This is a genomic window from Myxococcus vastator, from assembly GCF_010894475.1.
Lineage (GTDB): Bacteria > Myxococcota > Myxococcia > Myxococcales > Myxococcaceae > Myxococcus > Myxococcus vastator.
In genome coordinates, this window is record NZ_JAAIYB010000037.1 from 15,791 (window position 1) to 33,067 (window position 17,277).

Sequence of the window (17,277 nt, forward strand, 5' to 3'; positions counted from 1 at the left end):
CGCGTCACGGTGTGCCCGGCTTCGTGGACGCCGGGGGTTCTGGGGCGGTGGTGGATGGCTCCAGCGGCGCGTCGTCGTCGGAGGAGGCCTCGGCCGAGGTAGCGGGGCGCGCCTCGGCCGCCGGCTCCACCGTCTGGGTGATGCGCGCCTCCAGCGTCAGCTCGGCCACCTGTGACAAGCGGACGGCGGACCCCGCGGCTTCGCCCAGGGGCGTCTCGGACGAGGGCTCTCCGGCCAGGGCCGCCTCCTCCACCGTCAGCCCCTCCGGCTGCAGCCCGCCTTCGAGCAGCTCCGCCTGGTTGCGCCGGACCGTCGCCTCCACGGCGGCCTGCTCCACCTCCTGCGCGATGGCCCGCCGTCCCGGGGCGCCGCCCTGGGCCTCCAGCCACGCGCGCAGCGCCTCCGCCATCTCCGCGCCCGTCTGGAACCGCTCCGACGGGTCCTGCCGCAGCGCCCGCAGCAGGATGGCCCGCAGCGGCTCGGTGACTCCCGCCGCCAGGCGCTCCACCTGCTCCGGGCCCACCTGGGCCATCCGCGCCGCCACCTCCTTCACGGGCATCCACGTGGGGCCCTGCGCGTGGAGCTCCAGCGGCTCCGGCTCCAGCACGGGCGCCAGGTCATCCACCATCAGCGGGTGCCGGCCCGTCAGCAGCTCCAGCAGCACCAGCCCCAGTGAGAACAGGTCCGACCGGGCATCCACCTTCCGTCGCCGCAGCGCCTCGGGCGAGGCATAGGCGATGTCTCCCTTCACCAGCTCCCGGCTCGTCACCTCGCGCCCGGGGAGCGACGAGGCCGCCACCGTGAAGTGCGTCAGCTTCACCTCGCCATGGACGCCCACGCGGATGTTCCGAGGGCTCACGTCCCGGTGGACGATGTGCAGCGGCCGGCCCCACTCATCCGTGAGGCCGTGCGCGTGGTTCAGCGCCTCCGCCACCTCCGCCGTCACGTGCGCCGCGAACGCCGCGGACAGGGGCCGCCGCCGCATGGCCGCCAGGTTCAGCACCGTGTCCAGCGAGCGCCCTTCCACGTGCTCCATCACCACGTGGGGCGCGCCGCGGTACAGCTTCAACAGCATCACCTTGGCGATGGCCGGATGGTTGAGCCGGAACGTGAGGTCCACCTCCTCCACCAGCCGTCGCCGCTCCACGAACGTGGCGGGGTTTCGCAGCCGCTTCACCACCACCGGGCCGCTCAGGCCATTGCGGTAGCGGCGCCGCGCCAGCATCAGCAGCTCTCCGGTGGAGCGCATCTCCAGCTTGCGGACGAACTCGAACACCGTGCCGGCCACGGTGAACATCACGCGGGGCCTGCGCGGATCTCCAGGAAGCTCCTCCGTCGTCGTGTCAGGCGTCATCATGGGCTCATGGACCTCTGAGGTTGAATGAAAGTGAAGGGATTTCCCCATCCCAATGAATGGCGCGCCGGCTCAGCGCCACGAGCGCAGCGTGGCCAGGAGCCACTTCAGCGCGTCCCGCCACCGCCGCCCTCCCGTGCTGGCGCGGCGGAGCTCCGTCAGGGCCCAGGGGGAGGCGGGCTCGGTGGGCGGCGCGAAGGGCGCTGGCGGGCCCGCTCGCTCCGGGACCCGCATCCAGCGCCGCAGCTCGCGCGCCTCCTCGTCTCCGTCGAAGAGCTCCAGCGCCTCCTCGGTGACGGCCTCCTCGGGGGCGCGGGGCGGAAACAGGTGCTCGTCCCAGGCCGCGTCCGCGCCAGCCAGCGCCGCGGCCAGCGCGTCGAACAGGGCCGCGCCCGAGCGAGGCCGCCCCGCCGCGGAGGGCGACAGCAAGCGCGCCACGACGGCGTCCAGCGCCTTGGGGACGCGCGGGTTGCGGACGGAGGGCAGGGGAAAGCCACCCACTTCGATGCTGGCCAGCAGCCCGGCGGGAGGCAGTTGCGCTGGATAGGGGAGGCTCCCGGTGAGCACCTCGTAGAGCACCAGCCCCAGCGAGTAGAGGTCATCCGTGGGCTCGAACGCATAACGCGAGCCCGCCGGCCGAGGCTGGGCCCAGAAGCGCAGGGCCTCCGGGCTGCGGTAGCTGGGCGTGCCCGGCGGCAGGGTGTCCTCGGTCAGCACGGGCGAGCACGCGTGGTCCCCCGAGCCGAAGTCCACCAGCACCGGCTGCCCGTCCGACGCGCGGATGATGATGTTGTTGCCCTTGAGGTCGCGGTGGAGCACGCCCGCGCGGTGGATGGCGTCCAGCGTGAGCGCCAACTGCTGGAACACCTGCACCGCGCGCCGGGGCGTGGGCTGCGCGGACAGGGCCCACTCGGACAGGGTGGGGCCCTCCACGTAGCCCATGATGAGGACCAGGTGGCCATCACGCGCGTCCGGCCACCGCCGGTAGCCCAGCAGCTCCACGACGTTGGGGTGCTCCAGGCGCATGAGGACGTGGACCTCCTTCCAGGTCCGCGCGTCCGCCCCGGGCGCGTCCTCCTCCGAGGGGCCCTGGAGCGCGAACTTCAGCGCCACCTGCCGGTGCGACTCGGATTCGGCCAGGAAGATGGCGCCAAAGCCCCCGGTGGCCAGGCGCCGGACGATGCGGAAGGCCCCCACCTCCTCCGAGTCCTGGAGCATCAATGGGTGCAGCTCCTCTCCCGGCGTCACGGATGGACTCCCATAGGACCTTGGAGGTCCAATTCAGACGTGTTCCCAGCGGCTGTCATTGTCGGCGGCGTCATGATTCAACCTTGGAGGTCCATAGCATGACGTTTGCCCTGTGAGGTAGTGTCCTGACTTGGAGGGCGGACGGAAACTTGCGGGACCCGGCGAGCGTGCGACCCTCGGCCGTCATGCGTGAGCCCGTCGACCACAAGCTGGCAGCCGTGTTGGGACGCGCCGCGCGTGACGCCCGCCTGCGTCTGGGCTTCACCCAGGGCGACGTCGCTGAACGCATGGGCATGGCCATGGAGGTCTACAGCCGCCTGGAGCGCGGGAAGATGCTGCCCCGGACCCAGACGCTGCGCCGGCTGTGCGACGTGCTCCAGGTCTCCTCGGACACGCTGCTGGGCGTGGGCCGCTCCGACGGGGCGCCCGTCACGCCCCGCAAGGCGGTGAAGGAAGACCCGGTGGAGCTGCGCCGCATGACGCGCAAGCTGCGGGAGCTGGAGCCCGGTCAGCTCCGCGCGGTGTCCCGGGTGGTGAACGCCGTCGTCACGGTGCTGCCTGCGCCGGCGGCCCCGGCGCCCGCCCCCCCGGTGAAGAAGCCCGCCGCGCGCGCGGCGCGCAAGCGCCGGGCGACGGGCTCGCGCTCAGCGCCCGCCTGAGGCGGTGGTCTGTTTGGGAGGAAGCCGGGGCAGCCACGCGATGAACGTCGTGCCGTGGCCCTCGCGGGACGACACGTCGACGGTGCCCCCGTGGGACTCGACGATGTGCTTCACGATGAAGAGCCCCAGGCCAATGCTGCGCCCCGCGTTGGCGCCGCCCGTCCGCGCTCGCTGGAGCGGACGGAAGAGCCGCTCCCTGGCGTCGTCGGGAATCGAAGGCCCCTCGTTGTGGACGCACAGCATGACCCGCGACGCCTCGCCGTGGACGCGCACCGTCACGCGGGAGTCCTCGGGACTGTATTGGAGCGCGTTGCTCACCAGGTTGCCCAGCATCTGCGCGATGCGGTCCGAATCCCATTCGCCAAAGGCGTCCCCGTCCGACTTCACGTGGAGCTCCCGCTCGGGGTGGCTCAGCCGCAGCTCTTCAATCACCTGCTGCGCCAGCTCGTGCAGGTCCACGGGCCGCCGGTGGATGGGCAGCCCTCCGCCCATGCGCACCTGGGTGAAGTCCAGCAGGTCGCGCGTCATCCGCACCGCGCGCTCCGCGGAGGCCTGGATGCGCAGCACCGCGCGCAGGCTCCGCTCGTTCAGCTCCTCCCGCCGCGCCAGCACGGACGCGCCCAGCTGAATCGCGCTGAGCGGGTTGCGCAGGTCATGGCTGACGATGCCAATGAGCTGCTGCTCGAACTCCGCGCGCCGGCGGGCCTCGGCCTCCTGGCGCTTCTGCGCGGACAGCTCGCGCCCCGCGGCGACCATGCCCACCGGCTGGCCCGTCCGGGGGTCGGTGAGGGTGGAGACGTTGTAGAAGACGGGGAGGTGCGCGCCCGTCTGGAGGTTGCGCAGCTGGAGCTCACCCTCCCAGCGCCCCCGCGTCGCCACGGCGGGGAGCAGGGTGTCCCGGGTGAAGGCCTGGTCCTCCTCGGGGAAGTAGTCCAGGAAGACGGTGCGGCGCGCCGCCTCCTGTCCCGCCACGCCCAGCATCCGCTGCGCGGCCTCATTGAGGTAGGTGACGCGGCCCTCGGTGTCCGCGATGCCAATCGCATCCGGGCTCTGCTCCACCACGACGGCCAGCGCCTGCCGCGCCTGCTCGACCCGGCGTTGCTCCTCGCGCACCCTGGACAACGCGAGGTTGCCCTCCACGCGCGCCAGCAGCTCCCGCGCGGAGAAGGGCTTCACCAGGTAGTCGTTGGCGCCGGCCTCCAGCCCCTCGACGGTGGCCTCCTCGCCCGCGCGGGCGGACAGGAGGATGACGGGGAGGTCCGCGGTGAAGTGCGACTCGCGCAGCGCGCGCAGCAGCCCGAAGCCGTCCAGCCCCGGCATCATCACGTCGCTGAGCACCAGGTCCGGCCGTCGGGCCCGCACCGACGCCAGCGCGGCGTGGCCGTCGGCGGCCGTCTCCACCGTATAGCGCCCGCTCAGCAGGCGCTGCACGTAGTCCCGCATGTCCGCGTTGTCCTCCACCAGGAGCACCGTGGCGCTGGTGTGGGACGGCCGGGGCTCGCCGCGGAGGGCCGGGATGTCCTCGGTGGCGGTGAAGGCGGCGGGGGGCTGGGCGCCCAGCCAGGCCTCCGCTTCGCTGACGAAGGCGGGCAGGCTGGTGGTGTGGCGTGACTCCGCCGCCGTCAGGTGCTCGGCGGGCAGGTGCGCGTTGCCGCGCGGCAGCCGGACCGTGAAGGTGCTGCCCTCGCCCTCGGTGCTGCGGACGGTGAGGACGCCCCCGTGCAGCTTCACCAGCTCCTGCACCAGCGCCAGGCCAATGCCGCTGCCCTCGTAGCTGCGGCCCCGGGCGCCCTGCACGCGGTGGAAGCGCTCGAAGATGCGCGGCAGCTCCGCTTCGGGGATGCCGGTGCCGGTGTCCGTCACCGACACCTCCACCCCGTCGTCGTGCGCCGCGCAGGCGACGCGAATCTCTCCGGCGAGGGTGAACTTGAAGGCGTTGGAGAGCAGGTTGAGGACGACCTTCTCCCACTGCTCCCGGTCCACCCAGACGGGCTCGGGCATCGGCTGGCACGCCACGACGAGCTTCAGGCCCGCGCGCTCCACCGTGGAGCGGAAGGCGCTGGCCAGGTCCGCGGTGAGCGCGCTCAGGTCCGTGGGCGCGAAGGCGGCCCGGGTCCGGCCCGCTTCGATGCGGGAGAAGTCGAGCAGCGTGTTGACCAGCTTCAAGAGCCGCAGGCCGTTGCGGTGCACCGTCTCCTGGCGCTGGCGCTGGCGCGGGCCCAGCGGCTCCCCGGTGTCCTGGAGGCCATCCTCCACGGGGCCCAGCATCAGCGTCAGCGGCGTGCGGAACTCGTGGGACACGTTGCTGAAGAAGGCCGTCTTGGCGCGGTCCAGCTCCGCCAGCGCCTCTGTGCGGCGGCGCTCCTCCTCACGGGCGCGCGCGGTGGCCACGGCCGTCGTCACGCCGCTGGCCACCAGCTCCAGGAAGCGGAGGTAGGTGTCATCCAGCGCCCGGCGCGGGCTGATGCCCAGCACCAGGAAGCCCAGCGGTCGGGGGTGTCCGGGCCGCGGCATGGGCAGCACCAGCACGGAGGAGGTCGCCTCCGGCCAGGGGCCGGCGGGCAGGGGGCCCAGGGCCTCGGGAATCCGCTCCAGCCGCAGCGGCGCCCCGGTGCGTGTCACGTGGGCCAGGGGCCAGGTGTCCGGGGCGGCCTCCGCGTCCAGGGGGATGACGGACGGGGCCGCGCGGTCGCCCGGCGTCACGCCGCTGGTGGCCACCAGGCGCGCCGTCTTCTCCTCGGCGCCGGTGAGATACAGCAGCGCCAGGGGAACGTCGTTCGGGTTGCCTTCGAGCACGCGCGCCGTCTCGCGGCAGGTGGCCTCCGGCGTCTCCTGGCCCAGGGCCGCCGCGCCCAGCGCGGACAGCGTGCGCAGCCGCCGCTCGTTGAGCACGCGCTCGGTCGTCTCCGCCAGGGCGGCGAAGATGCCGCCCACGCCGCCGGACTCGTCGAGGATGGGGCTGTGGCTGTAGGAGAAGTAGCACTCCTCCACGTAGCCGTTCCGGTCCAGCGGCATCATCAGGTCCTCCACGCGGATGGGCTCTCCGGTGGCCTGGATGCGCTCCCAGCCGGGCGCGAGCATGGTGCTCCACACCTCCGGCCAGGTGACGGCGGCCTCTTGCCCCAGCGCCGCGGGGTGCTTCGTCGCGCCGCAGATGGGCCGGTAGGCGTCGTTGTACATCTGCACGTACCGGGGGCCCCACGCCAGGTAGAGCGGATAGTTGGAGGCCAGTACGATTCCCACCGTGGTGCGCAGGGACTGCGGCCACGACTCCACGGGGCCCAGGGCCGTCTTCGCCCAGTCGACCCGCCGCAGCAGCGCGCCACACTCGCCGCCGCCGCGCAGCACCTCCTCCACCGCCTGGGAGCGCTTCATGACGCCATTTCCCGCGCCGCGTTCGCGCCAGGCACCTGGCAGGGCAGGTGCACCACGAAGGTGGCGCCCTGACCCAGCGTGCTCCGCACGTCGATGGTGCCACCCATGGCCTGGACGTTCTGCCGCGTGACGTACAGCCCCAGGCCCAGGCCGCCGTAGTGCCTTTCGGAGACGGCGCGCTCGAACTTCTCGAAGATGCGGCCCACCGCTTCGGGGGGAATGCCAATGCCTTCGTCGCGGACGCTGAACCAGGCGCGCTCCGCCGTCCCGCCGGCCTGCAGGTAGACGGGGTGGCCCACGCCGTACTTGAGGGCGTTGGAGAGGAGGCTCGACACCGCCTGCTCCAGCCGCACCCGGTCCCACTGGCCCACCACCACCGCGTCCAACTCCGCCTGGATGGGCGTCCCGGTGCGCTGGGACTCACCTTCGAAGCGCGCGGCCACCTCCTGGACCAGCGCTCTCAGGTCCACCGGCTCCAGCTCCAGGCGCAGCTGACCGCTGCTGATGAGCGTCACGTCCAGCAGCTCACCCACCAGCGTCGACAGCCGCTTCACCTGTCGTTGCATGACCGCCAGGTCCGCGGGCAGCCGCTCCAGCAGCTCCGGTCCGCGCCGCTCCAGGGCGGCTCGCGCCAGCGTCTGCAGCTTCAGGTTGAGCGGCGTCAGCGGCGTCTTGAGCTCGTGACTGGCCACGGCGAGGAAATCGTCGCGCAGCCGGATGGCCTCGTCCATGGCGGTCAGCAGCCGCTCGCGCTCCTGTTCGACCTGCTTGCGCTCGGAGATGTCGATGACGGAGCCGATGTAGCCCAGGAACTCGCCGCCCGGCCCGAAGCGGGGGCTGGCCGAGTCGATGGCCCACAGGTACGCACCATCCTCGCGCCGCAGCCGGTAGTCGAGCCGGAAGGGGCTGCGCCGCGCGTTGGCGTCGAGGAACACCGCCCCTGAATGCTCGGCGTCGTCGGGATGCACGGCCTTGAGCCAGCCGAAGCCCAGGCCCTCTGTCTCCGTCTGTCCGGTGAACTCGTACCAGGTCCGGCTGAGGTAGACGCAGCGGCCGGTGACGTCCGTCATCCACAGCATCACCGGCGCGTGGTCCGCCATGTTCCGGAAGCGGGCCTCGCTCTCCTGGAGCGCCCGTTGGGACGCCTTCTGCGCGGTGACGTCCCGCATGGTGATGAAGACCCGGTCGCTTCGCTCGCTCGCCGGCCGGGTCAGGGTGAGCATCACGTCGATGTGGCGGCCTCGCAGCGTTTGGAGCCTGGTCTCCAGCTCCAGCCGCGTGCCGCCCTCCCAGAACATGAGGAGCTCGGCGGTGAAGGACTTCACCGTCTCCGGAACGAAGAGGCGGGACAGGGCCAGAGTGCCCAGCACCTCATCCCGGCCGCGCGCCTCGAGCAGGCGCACCGTGGCCTCGTTCACGTCCACGACCTTCACCGACGCCGCGGCCTCCAGCACGAACCCGGGGTGCGCCACGAGCCAGGCGCGCAGGTCCTGGACGCCGGAGGCACGCAGGCCGTCGAGCGCGGACGCGACGGCGGTGAAGTCCTCTTCCCAGAGGGAGACATCCGCGCCATTGAACAGCTCCTGGTAGCGCGCGTCTCCGGCTGTCTCAGCCCCACCCAAATGTGCCTCCTCCGTACCCTGGCTCGGGTGGACTGGGTTAACAGCGCAACTACCCCCGCCGCGTCCCAAAGATTCTGGAGCCGCCAGAAATCAACGCACAGGCGTCTTCCTGGCGACAGGCGGTCGGACGCCTCCTTGGAGGGCGGCCCCGGACGCCCGCCCGCCTTCCGGGTTGGACGCGCTGGAGCGGTTGCTGGGGCTCCAGCGCCGCCTATGATTCTCCGGATATGCTCCCTTCCGGGGTTTTTCTGCTCATTCCTCTCTTCGTCTTCCTCAAGGTGTCCAACGCGCGGGCAGAGCCCTACGAACGGACACGAATCGAAGGGGTGGAGCTGTGCCGCGGTGCCAGGGCCGTGACCTATGCGATGACCACCTCGGGTGGCCACCCGACCGCTGAAGAGAGGGCCGCGGTCACCGCCGCGTTCAACACCTGGAATCAGGCCGTGGCCAACTGCTCGGACCTGGTGTTCACGCCCGGCGAGGATGTGCCCCATCCCGCGCCGATGCCGCTCGACGGGAAGATGCTGGTGACCTTCCGCCAGGTGAACTGCGCGGACATCGTCCCCGACAACGATGTCTGCTGGCAGGGTGATACCTGCTCCGAAAAGTATGACTGTTGGCCCTTCGCGCCGAATGACGTCGTTGATGAGACGAGCCATTTCCGATTGGCCACCGGTGAGATTCTCGGCACCAACATCAGCCTCAACAACAGCAATGGCATGCTCACCACGCTGGACGGTCCCCCCTGCGCCCAGGGAGTCATCGAGCCGGGCTGCGTCGTCGGAGATGTCCAGAGCCTGGTGACACGCTCCATCGGAGAGGGGCTGGGGCTCGCCCTGCTGACACGCACCGATTCCACGATGTCTCGCGGCCTGCCATGGGGCGATACGCAGAAGCGCATCATCGACCCCGGCACGCTCCAAGGCATCTGCGAGACCTACCCTCGAGGGCTGCCAACACCCGGCTGCCCCCTCCCAACGGATGGCGGCGTCCCGGATGGGGGTGACGGCGTCCCGGATGATGACGCTCCGTCCAAGTCTGGCTGCACCACCACCACCTCGGTGCCACTCCTCGCAGCGCTCATGTTCCTGCTGGGGCTCGACGCACTCGCCAAAAATCACGGAGCTGAGCCCGCGGAGGGCATGACGTGCGAGCACATATCCGCGGGCAGCACGTGAAATGGGAGGCAACTCCGGTTCCGTTCAGGCTTCGTCGTCGGGGAGGAGCGTCCGGAGCAGCGCGTCGTCAGGTCCGAGCGGGCGCCAGCCGGCGGGTGGGGGATTGGCGATAAGCGCATCTCCGACCCGGTCGACGCGGTCCTTGTCAGGTTCTGGTGTGTAGGCGAACCACTGGCCAAGCGCCATGGCGACCTCCATCCGTGCGTCGCCCTCCAGCACGGGCGGCCAGCCGTTGGGGAGACGTTCGTACAACTCCCGCACGAGTTGCCCACGCACCAGTCGAGTGAACTTCTTGCTGCGTTCAGCCTCGGCAACCAACCCCCTGAACACCTGAACGCCAGCGACGTCATCCGGGCCAAGCTCCTCCGCAAGAGCGACCAGGGACGCGGTGGGATGGGCCTCGGCAAAGGCGGTGACCGAGTCGTAACCTCGCTCACGGATTCGTTCATACAGACGGGCCTTCCAATTCCCCTGCCACGAACGTCCATCGGTCATCGGCGGCTCACCCTCATGAAGTTCCGGGGATGGAGTGGCGGTGTAGCAACGTGGCAGCCCACCTCACCAACTGGTGGGGCCACCACATCCGTTCAGGCTTCGTCGTCAGGGAGGAGCGTCCGGAGCAACTCGTCGTCCGGACCAAGCGGGCGCCAGCCAGCGGGCGGGGGATTGGCGATAAGCGCATCGCCTACCGGCCGAGCGCGCTCTTCATGAGTTTCGGGGATGAGGCCGGACCACAGGCCAAGTGCTTTTGCGACCTTGAAGCGGTTGTCATCATCCAACACGGCTGGCCAGCCATCGGGGAGACTCCCCCACAACTCACGCACGAGTTGTCCACGCACCAAGCGGGTCACTTGCTTGCTGCGCACTGCTTCGGTTACCAATCCATCGTACAGTTGAACTCCGGCAATGTCGTCCGGACCGAGCTCCTCGGCGAGTGCCACCAACGATGCGGTGGGACGGGCCTCGGCAAAAGCGGTGAGTGAGTCGTAGCCTCGCTCACGGACGCGCTCATATAGGCGGGCCTTCCAGTTCCCCTGCCATGAACGGCCGTCGGTCATCGGCTTCTCCCCTTTGTGAACGTGATCGGGACTCTGTAGAACTTCATACGCTCCGCGACGATGTCCAGTACCTCTTTCCGCGTCAACGTCCGGCCCGTCCGAGCCTCAGCATCCCGCAGCGTCCTCATGATCGTTCGGCTCCACTCGCCGGGCCAGATGCGCCCCAGCTTCCAGTTCCCTCCACCGTGAATCGCCTCGTGGTGGGCCCGCTCCAGCCGGACGCAGAACTGGTCAATGTCCATGTCCCCCTTGAAGCCGCGCGCCTCGAACCACTCGCGGTGCTCCTTCGGCAGGACGTGGTGCTTCGGCGCCTCGGACATGCCCGCGCCCGCTCTGCCTGTCACCCGCATGCCGCGCACTTCGGGGCTGTCACCCAGCGCGTCGCGCACGCCCTTGGGCAAGTCCTGGTGCGCCTGCGCCATCAGCACCTGTCCGCCGTGGATGCGGATGGCCGCGCTCACAGCCGGAACGGAGAGGACGCCCGCCTGCACCAGCCTTCGCATCATCTCCACCCACTCCGCGGAGACGACGATTCGCGAGCCCACCATGACGCCACCCGGACTCATCACCAGCCCCACGCCGAGCGTCGCGGGTCCAGGCGGAGGCAGCCGGGGGAGTGACAGCTTCATCGCGGAAACCATGGTGAGCGTCTCCACCACCTGCGCCGCCACCATGAGCTTGGCGCCGTTCTCCATGGCCGAGCGGGCGCCTCGATGAATCGCGTCGAACTCGCGGGTCAGCTCCCCCATCAGCGCGGGCGTCGCGGTCGCCGCCGCTTCGACGCGCTCGGAGTCCCCCGAGGCGAGGTCTGCCAGCGTCGGAGCCATCAGGCCTTGAACTCGATGCAGGTCCGCGAACAGCTTCTCGACGCTATAGGCGGGGCACTGTCGAAGCACGGCGTCAGCGAGTTGGAGGAAGTCCACCCACGTGGCCAGCAGCAGGGCTCCGAACATCGCGGCCTGGAGGCGAGGCCCCGACATGCGGAGGAGGCCCCGCTCCATGTCGGAGTCCCCCACCTGTGACGCCACTCCCACCAGCGCGGTGGCGCTCCCCAGCGTTCCTCGGAGCCAGGCCCGTTGCCTGGAGCCGTGGTCGAGGTAACGAGTGAATGCCCCATGGAGTCCCCGGCCACCGAGAGCGGGCGGACGTGACGCGATTCGAGCGCGCGCGGCTTCAATGCCCTCCATGGAGCGCTTCACCTCGTCAATGGCGTCGTGGACTGCCTGACGCGCCGCTGCGGCGCTCCGCTCCCTGCCTCCAACATCTCCAGACACGGCGCCAGGCCCGGCTGCCGTGACGTCGTGACGTGGCCCCTTGCGGCGCAATCGCCGTGGGCGCACCTCGGGCCCTGAATCGCCTGGCGGCGCTACCCAGGCGGGGGACGCGGCCACGCGCGGCGCGTGGCGCAGCGGTCCGTCACGTTCGGGAGCATTCGGCGCCGAGGCGCACCCCGTGGCAAGCACAGCCACCACCAACAGCAGCGCGTCAGCGCGCATGGTCCACCCCCAGGCTCACCGAGGCGAAAGCCTCCGGCCACAGCATTCCTTCCGCCGCTGCCTCCGGCTCTTCTTTTGCTCCGCTTCACTTGCCGACATTGGACACGCTTTCCACCACATCTCAGGTGTCCTCGGAATCGGGGCAGGCTCACTGACTCACCGGCTACGGCTGGTGGTCAGGCTTCGTCGTCGGGGAGGAACGTCCGGAGAAGCTCGTCGTCGGGACTGAGCGGGCGCCATCCAGCGGGGGGAGGATTGGTGAGAAGCGACGTCCTGCTTTGGCGTGCGCGCTCTTTGTGCGTATCTGGGGTGTAGGCAATCCAGGGACCGAGTGCCTTTGCGACCGCGAATCGACTCGTGTCGTCGAGCACGGCCGGCCATCCGTTGGGGAGGCTTTGATTCAACATGCGCACGAGCACGTCGCGAACAAAGCGCGTGACCTGTTTGCGCTGCTCTGCTTCGTATAGCAATCCGCTCAGTACCTGCACCCCTGCGATGTCATCCCGTCCCAGTTCGTCGGCGAGCGCCACCAGTGAGGCGGTAGAACGAGCCTCTGCAAAGGCTGTGAGCGAATCGTACCCACGCTCGCGGACTCTCTCGTAAAGGCGGGTCTTCCAGTTGCCTTCCCAGGAACGATCCTCGCTCATCGACTTCTTCCTGTGACAAAGCGCATCGGGACTTTGTACTCATTCATCCTCTCCGCAACGATGTTCAGGACTTGGCTGCTCGTCAACCTCCGACCTGCCGTGGTCTCAGCTTCGTGCAGGGCCTCCATGATCAGCCGGTTCCACTCGCCGGGCCAGATGCGTCCCAGCTTCCAGTTCCCTCCACCGTGAATCGCTTCATGGTGGGCCCGCTCCAGCCGGACGCAGAACTGGTCGATGTCCATGTCCCCCTTGAAGCCGCGCGCCTCGAACCACTCCCGGTGCTCCTTCGGCAGGACGTGGTGCTTCGGCGCCTCGGACATGCCCGCGCCCGCTCTGCCTGTCACCCGCATGCCGCGCACTTCGGGGCTGTCACCCAGCGCGTCGCGCACGCCCTTGGGCAAGTCCTGGTGCGCCTGCGCCATCAGCACCTGTCCGCCGTGGATGCGGATGGCCGCGCTCACAGCCGGAACGGAGAGGACGCCCGCCTGCACCAGCCTTCGCATCATCTCCACCCACTCCGCGGAGACGACGATTCGCGAGCCCACCATGACGCCACCCGGACTCATCACCAGCCCCACGCCGAGCGTCGCGGGTCCAGGCGGAGGCAGCCGGGGGAGTGACAGCTTCATCGTGGAAACCATGGTGAGCATCTCCACCACCTGCGCCGCCACCATGAGCTTGGCGCCGTTCTCCATGGCCGAGCGGGCGCCTCGATGAATCGCGTCGAACTCGCGGGTCAGCTCCCCCATCAGCGCGGGCGTCGCGGTCGCCGCCGCTTCGACGCGCTCGGAGTCCCCCGAGGCGAGGTCTGCCAGCGTCGGAGCCATCAGGCCTTGAACTCGATGCAGGTCCGCGAACAGCTTCTCGACGCTATAGGCGGGGCACTGTCGAAGCACGGCGTCAGCGAGTTGGAGGAAGTCCACCCACGTGGCCAGCAGCAGGGCTCCGAACATCGCGGCCTGGAGGCGAGGCCCCGACATGCGGAGGAGGCCCCGCTCCATGTCGGAGTCCCCCACCTGTGACGCCACTCCCACCAACGCGGTGGCGCTCCCCAGCGCGCCTCGGAGCCACGCCCGTTGCCTGGAGCCGTGGTCGAGGTAGCGAGTGAATGCCCCATGGAGCCCCCGGCCACCGAGGGAGGGTGGACGCGACGCAAGTCGGGAGCGCGCGGCTTCGCTGCCCTCCATGGAGCGCTTCACCTCGTCGATGGCGTCGAGGACGGCCTGACGCGCCGCTGCGGCACTCCGCTCCCTGCCTCCAACATCTCCAGACACGGCGCCAGGCCCGGCTGTCGTGACGTTGCGACGTGGCCCCTTGCGGCGCAATCGCCGTGGGCGCACCTCCGGCCCTGAATCGCCTGGCGGCGCTACCCAGGCGGGGGACGCGGCCACGCGCGGCGCGTGGCGCAGCGGTCCGTCACGTTCGGGAGCATTCGGCGCCGAGGCGCACCCCGTGACAAGCACAGCCACCACCAACAGCAGCACGTCAGCGCGCATGGTCCACCCCCAGGCTCACCGAGGCACAGGCCCCCGGCCGCAGCGTCGCTTCCGCCGTGGAGAAGATTAGCGTGCCCCCGTGCCCACCGCGTAGCGCCTGCCACCCAGGAATCGCCAGCGCATATCTTGATGCTGTGAATCCATAAAGTCCATGTTCTGTGGACTTCATGGGTTCATATCGTCGAGAATCCTCGAAAGCCCAAGCATCACCCCCCGAGGACCGCATGCCCTCCACGACCGACAGTGACAGACACCCCGCGCGGTCCCACGTCCTTCCTCCACCCGCGACGCCAAGGACACCCCAGCCGCTCTTCACGGTGGGCGGCGTCCGGTACGAGGCCGTCCGTGAGTTGATGCGGATGCCCACGGGCGAGGCGCTGCTCCTGGCCCACCGCTATGCACTGGAGGAGGAGGTGCCGGGCCGGTGCCTCGTGCGTCGCCTGCCCAGCCCCTCGACCTACGAGGAGCGCAAGCGGCTCTCCGATGAGATTCAACTGGCCTTCCGGCTCAATCACCCCAGCATCGCTCAGGTCTTCCACCTGAAGATTCACCGGAACACGCCTCATGTCGTCATGGAGTACGTGGACGGGCCCTCGCTGGACACGTTGGTGAGCGCGGGCATCGCGCGGCGCAGGCCCGTGTCCGAAGCGCTGGCGCTCTACATCTGCGCCGAGGTCGCGGACGCCCTCCACCACGCCCACACGTCGCGAAGCGAGACCGGCAAGTCGCTGGGCATCATCCACCGGGACGTCAACCCTCGGCACATCTACCTGGGGGCGCATGGTGGGGTGAAGCTCGCCAACTTCGGCGCCGCCTACTCGCTCATGGTGGGGCGGCTTGAGTCTCCCGCCAACCTCGTCCGAGGTGATGTGGCCTATGCCTCTCCTGAGTACCTGGAGCGCCTGCCGTTGTCCCCGGCCTCGGACGTCTTCAGTCTGGGCGTGGTGCTCGTGGAGCTGCTGACGGGCACGCACCTCTTCGACGTGGAGGACATGCCGTCACCTCCCAGGGGGTTGAGTCCTCTCCAGGCCGAGCAGCTCCCTTCCTTGCCGCTGACGCAGATGCGAGTGCTGCTCGCCAGCTTCAGTCCGGCGGAGGTCGAGGTGGCCGTGGCGGGCCTGTCCGCGGACGTGAAGGCCCTCCTCCACACGGCCTTGCGCGTTGTCCCGGGAGAGCGCTTCGCCACGGCGGCGGACCTGGGAGCCGTGCTGCGCGCGGCACTGACAAAGCGGCATCCGACCTTTGGGCGCCAGGATGCCCAGGCGGAGGTCGCCCGCGTCATCGCGGAGGGAGGCTGCCTGCGTGACGTGGTGGAGTTCGGTGAGGGTGGCCTCTACCCGGAGGGGCTGGACGCGCACGAACTCGAGGCGCTCGCGAAGAAAGACTAGCGAGTCAGGGCGGTGGCGACGTGGAGGAGCGCGTCCAGCTTCTCCGCGTCCAGCCTCCGCGCGAGCGCCAGCAGGCGGCGCAGCTCGGGCGTCTCCGCTTCAAGGGACGGAGCGCGTGGAGGCTTCTTCTTCCCTGTCCCGCGCGGCGTCGTGCCCAGCAGGACCTCGGGAGAGAGGCCCAGCGTCAGGCTGAGGCGGTGGAAGACGGGGACGCTGGGCAACACCTTCCCTCGCTCCAGTCGCCCGTAGGCGGGCTCCACGAGGCCCACGCGCTCGGCCACCTCGGCGCGCGTCATCCCCAGCTTCTCCCGCGCCTCCCGCGCGGCCGTGCCGATGGTGATTGCCAGCTCTTCATTCATGGAACTTCCCGAAGGTGACTTCTTCCATGCCTCCTTCGTAGTGGAATGGGATGCCAGACGTCTAGAGGTTGATGATGGATGTCAGACGTCAAGCGACACAAGCCGGTCGCGAGGACGGACTCCATCCGGAGCAGTCCCTTTGGTAGGGTCCACGGCCCGTTGGGAGGGTGCGTGCATGGGCGAGGCCCGGAAGGCTAGGAGGCGGACGCCATGAGGCACAAGGAGCCTGCCCTCGCGGTGCTCGCGCCCGGTGTCCAGGTGGTGGGCTACACGGTGGAGCGTCGGCTGGGCAGCGGCGGCTTCGGGGCCGTGTACCTCGCGCGGTGCGAGGGGCAGGCCTACGCGCTGAAGCTGTTGGAGCTGGCGCGCGTGGGCGCGCGGGTGGAGCGTGAAGTCTCCATTCTGCTGAAGCTGCGTCACCCCAACGTGGTGGGCCTTCACGGCTTCGGGAAGTGGCCGGCGGCGGCTCCGGAGTTCGGCGTCATCGTCATGGAGTACGTGGAGGGGCGGCAGTTGGACGTGTGGGCGTCCGAGGAGAACCCCTCCGCGCGGCAGGTGGCGCACGTCGTGTTGGACGTGGCGCGGGCGCTGGAGGCTGTCCACGAGGCAGGTGTGCTTCACCGTGACGTGAAGGAGGCCAACGTCATGGTGCGCACCGTGGATGGCGCGGCGAAGCTGGTGGACTTCGGCGTGGGGGACTACGCGGGAGCGCCAGGAATCACGGCGGACATCCTCCCGCCCGGGACGCCGGAGTACCGCGCTCCGGAGGCGTGGAGCTTCTTCCGTCAGCATGCCCGGGTGCCTGGGGCCTTCTACACGCCGGGCCCCTTGGACGACCTGTGGGCGCTGGGCGTGGTCCTCTACCAGCTCCTCACCGCGCGGCCTCCCTTCGTGGGGGACTATTTCACGCTGGCGGATGTCGTCATCACGAATGAAGCGCTTGCGCCCCGTCAGGTGAACGCGCGTGTGCCCGCGGCGCTCAGTGACGTGTGCCTGCGCCTGTTGGAGAAGGCGCCGGCCGCGCGGGTGCCGAGCGCGGGGGCTTTGCGTGCCGCGCTGGAGGAGGCGCTGCGAGGCGCGGACGCGACGTGGGACGTGCCGCTGTGCGACGCCCACGGCGAGGACACCGCGACGACGGAGGGGGACAGGGACACCTTCGACAAGTGGCTGAACGAACCGCTGCGCCGCCCCCGGCGCGGCAAGCGGCTGGAGCAGGAGCGTCCGCCTCCGCTGGAGGAGCGGAGCTCCGCGACGGCGCGGCCTTCGAGGCCCGCGCTGGCCTCGCTGCGTTGGGGCGCGGCGGCACTGGCGCTGCTCGCGGTGCTGGTCGCGGTGGGGTGGGCGTGGAGCTCGCGGACGTCACGCGACGCGGGGGCCGTGCCACCCCGTCAGGAAGT

The 17,277-nt window shown here is 70.0% G+C and carries 14 protein-coding genes; 4 read left to right on the forward strand and 10 right to left on the reverse strand.

All coding sequences use genetic code 11. The annotated features are described in order from the left end of the window. Positions 1-4: 4 nt before the first annotated feature. Both G4D87_RS06140 and G4D87_RS06145 read right to left on the reverse strand, forming a co-directional pair. Positions 5-1,357, reverse strand: coding sequence for a serine/threonine protein kinase (locus tag G4D87_RS06140; protein ID WP_240358045.1), 1,353 nt, complete (start codon positions 1,355-1,357; stop codon positions 5-7). Positions 1,358-1,426: 69 nt separating this feature from the next. Beyond that, a complete protein-coding gene (locus G4D87_RS06145) occupies positions 1,427-2,572 on the reverse strand; it encodes a serine/threonine-protein kinase (protein WP_163779920.1) in 1,146 nt (381 codons plus the stop codon). A gap of 215 nt (positions 2,573-2,787) precedes the next feature. On the opposite strand from G4D87_RS06145, the gene G4D87_RS06150 reads away from it, so the two are divergent. Further along, positions 2,788-3,261, forward strand: coding sequence for a helix-turn-helix domain-containing protein (locus tag G4D87_RS06150; RefSeq protein ID WP_163779899.1), 474 nt, complete (start codon positions 2,788-2,790; stop codon positions 3,259-3,261). Here G4D87_RS06150 and G4D87_RS06155 read toward each other — a convergent pair. Together G4D87_RS06155 and G4D87_RS06160 are read right to left on the reverse strand one after the other, a co-directional pair. Next, positions 3,247-6,636 carry an ATP-binding protein gene (locus G4D87_RS06155; protein ID WP_163779901.1) on the reverse strand — a complete coding sequence of 1,130 codons (3,390 nt, stop codon included), beginning with the start codon at positions 6,634-6,636 and terminating at the stop codon, positions 3,247-3,249. The genes G4D87_RS06150 and G4D87_RS06155 overlap by 15 nt on opposite strands. Further along, complete coding sequence (locus G4D87_RS06160; protein WP_163779903.1) at positions 6,633-8,258, reverse strand: sensor histidine kinase; 1,626 nt, start codon at positions 8,256-8,258, stop codon at positions 6,633-6,635. Before G4D87_RS06160 ends, G4D87_RS06155 begins: the two co-directional genes overlap by 4 nt. Positions 8,259-8,485: 227 nt before the next feature. Here G4D87_RS06160 and G4D87_RS06165 point away from each other — a divergent pair, with 227 nt between their 5' ends. Further along, positions 8,486-9,436, forward strand: a complete 951-nt coding sequence (locus tag G4D87_RS06165; RefSeq protein WP_240358047.1) for an MYXO-CTERM-anchored inactivated metalloprotease — start codon at positions 8,486-8,488, stop codon at positions 9,434-9,436. A 24-nt stretch (positions 9,437-9,460) separates the two neighbouring features. On the opposite strand, the gene G4D87_RS06170 is transcribed toward G4D87_RS06165, so the two are convergent. From G4D87_RS06170 to G4D87_RS06190, 5 genes are all read right to left on the reverse strand, one after another. Further along, positions 9,461-9,931: an NUDIX hydrolase gene (locus tag G4D87_RS06170; RefSeq protein ID WP_163779904.1), complete on the reverse strand. Its 471-nt coding sequence runs from the start codon at positions 9,929-9,931 to the stop codon at positions 9,461-9,463. 92 nt (positions 9,932-10,023) lie between these two features. Beyond that, on the reverse strand, positions 10,024-10,494 hold the full coding sequence (locus tag G4D87_RS06175) for an NUDIX hydrolase (protein ID WP_163779906.1): 471 nt from the start codon (positions 10,492-10,494) through the stop codon (positions 10,024-10,026). After that, positions 10,491-11,474, reverse strand: coding sequence for a DUF2380 domain-containing protein (locus tag G4D87_RS06180; protein WP_338044906.1), 984 nt, complete (start codon positions 11,472-11,474; stop codon positions 10,491-10,493). The genes G4D87_RS06175 and G4D87_RS06180 overlap by 4 nt, the downstream gene beginning before the upstream one ends. Before the next feature lie 692 nt (positions 11,475-12,166). After that, positions 12,167-12,637 (reverse strand): NUDIX hydrolase, encoded by a 471-nt coding sequence (locus G4D87_RS06185; RefSeq protein WP_163779910.1) that lies wholly within the window; start codon positions 12,635-12,637, stop codon positions 12,167-12,169. Beyond that, on the reverse strand, positions 12,634-13,911 hold the full coding sequence (locus G4D87_RS06190; RefSeq protein ID WP_371928489.1) for a DUF2380 domain-containing protein: 1,278 nt from the start codon (positions 13,909-13,911) through the stop codon (positions 12,634-12,636). The genes G4D87_RS06185 and G4D87_RS06190 overlap by 4 nt, the downstream gene beginning before the upstream one ends. A 446-nt stretch (positions 13,912-14,357) precedes the next feature. Between G4D87_RS06190 and G4D87_RS06195 the strand changes: the two genes are divergently transcribed. Beyond that, a complete protein-coding gene (locus G4D87_RS06195) occupies positions 14,358-15,521 on the forward strand; it encodes a serine/threonine-protein kinase (protein WP_163779913.1) in 1,164 nt (387 codons plus the stop codon). Here G4D87_RS06195 and G4D87_RS06200 read toward each other — a convergent pair. Next, positions 15,518-15,880 (reverse strand): helix-turn-helix transcriptional regulator, encoded by a 363-nt coding sequence (locus G4D87_RS06200; RefSeq protein WP_163779915.1) that lies wholly within the window; start codon positions 15,878-15,880, stop codon positions 15,518-15,520. The two genes, G4D87_RS06195 and G4D87_RS06200, sit on opposite strands and share 4 nt — an antisense overlap. A gap of 210 nt (positions 15,881-16,090) precedes the next feature. On the opposite strand from G4D87_RS06200, the gene G4D87_RS06205 reads away from it, so the two are divergent. Next, a partial coding sequence (locus tag G4D87_RS06205; protein WP_163779917.1) for a serine/threonine-protein kinase occupies positions 16,091-17,277 on the forward strand: 1,187 nt, incomplete at its 3' end.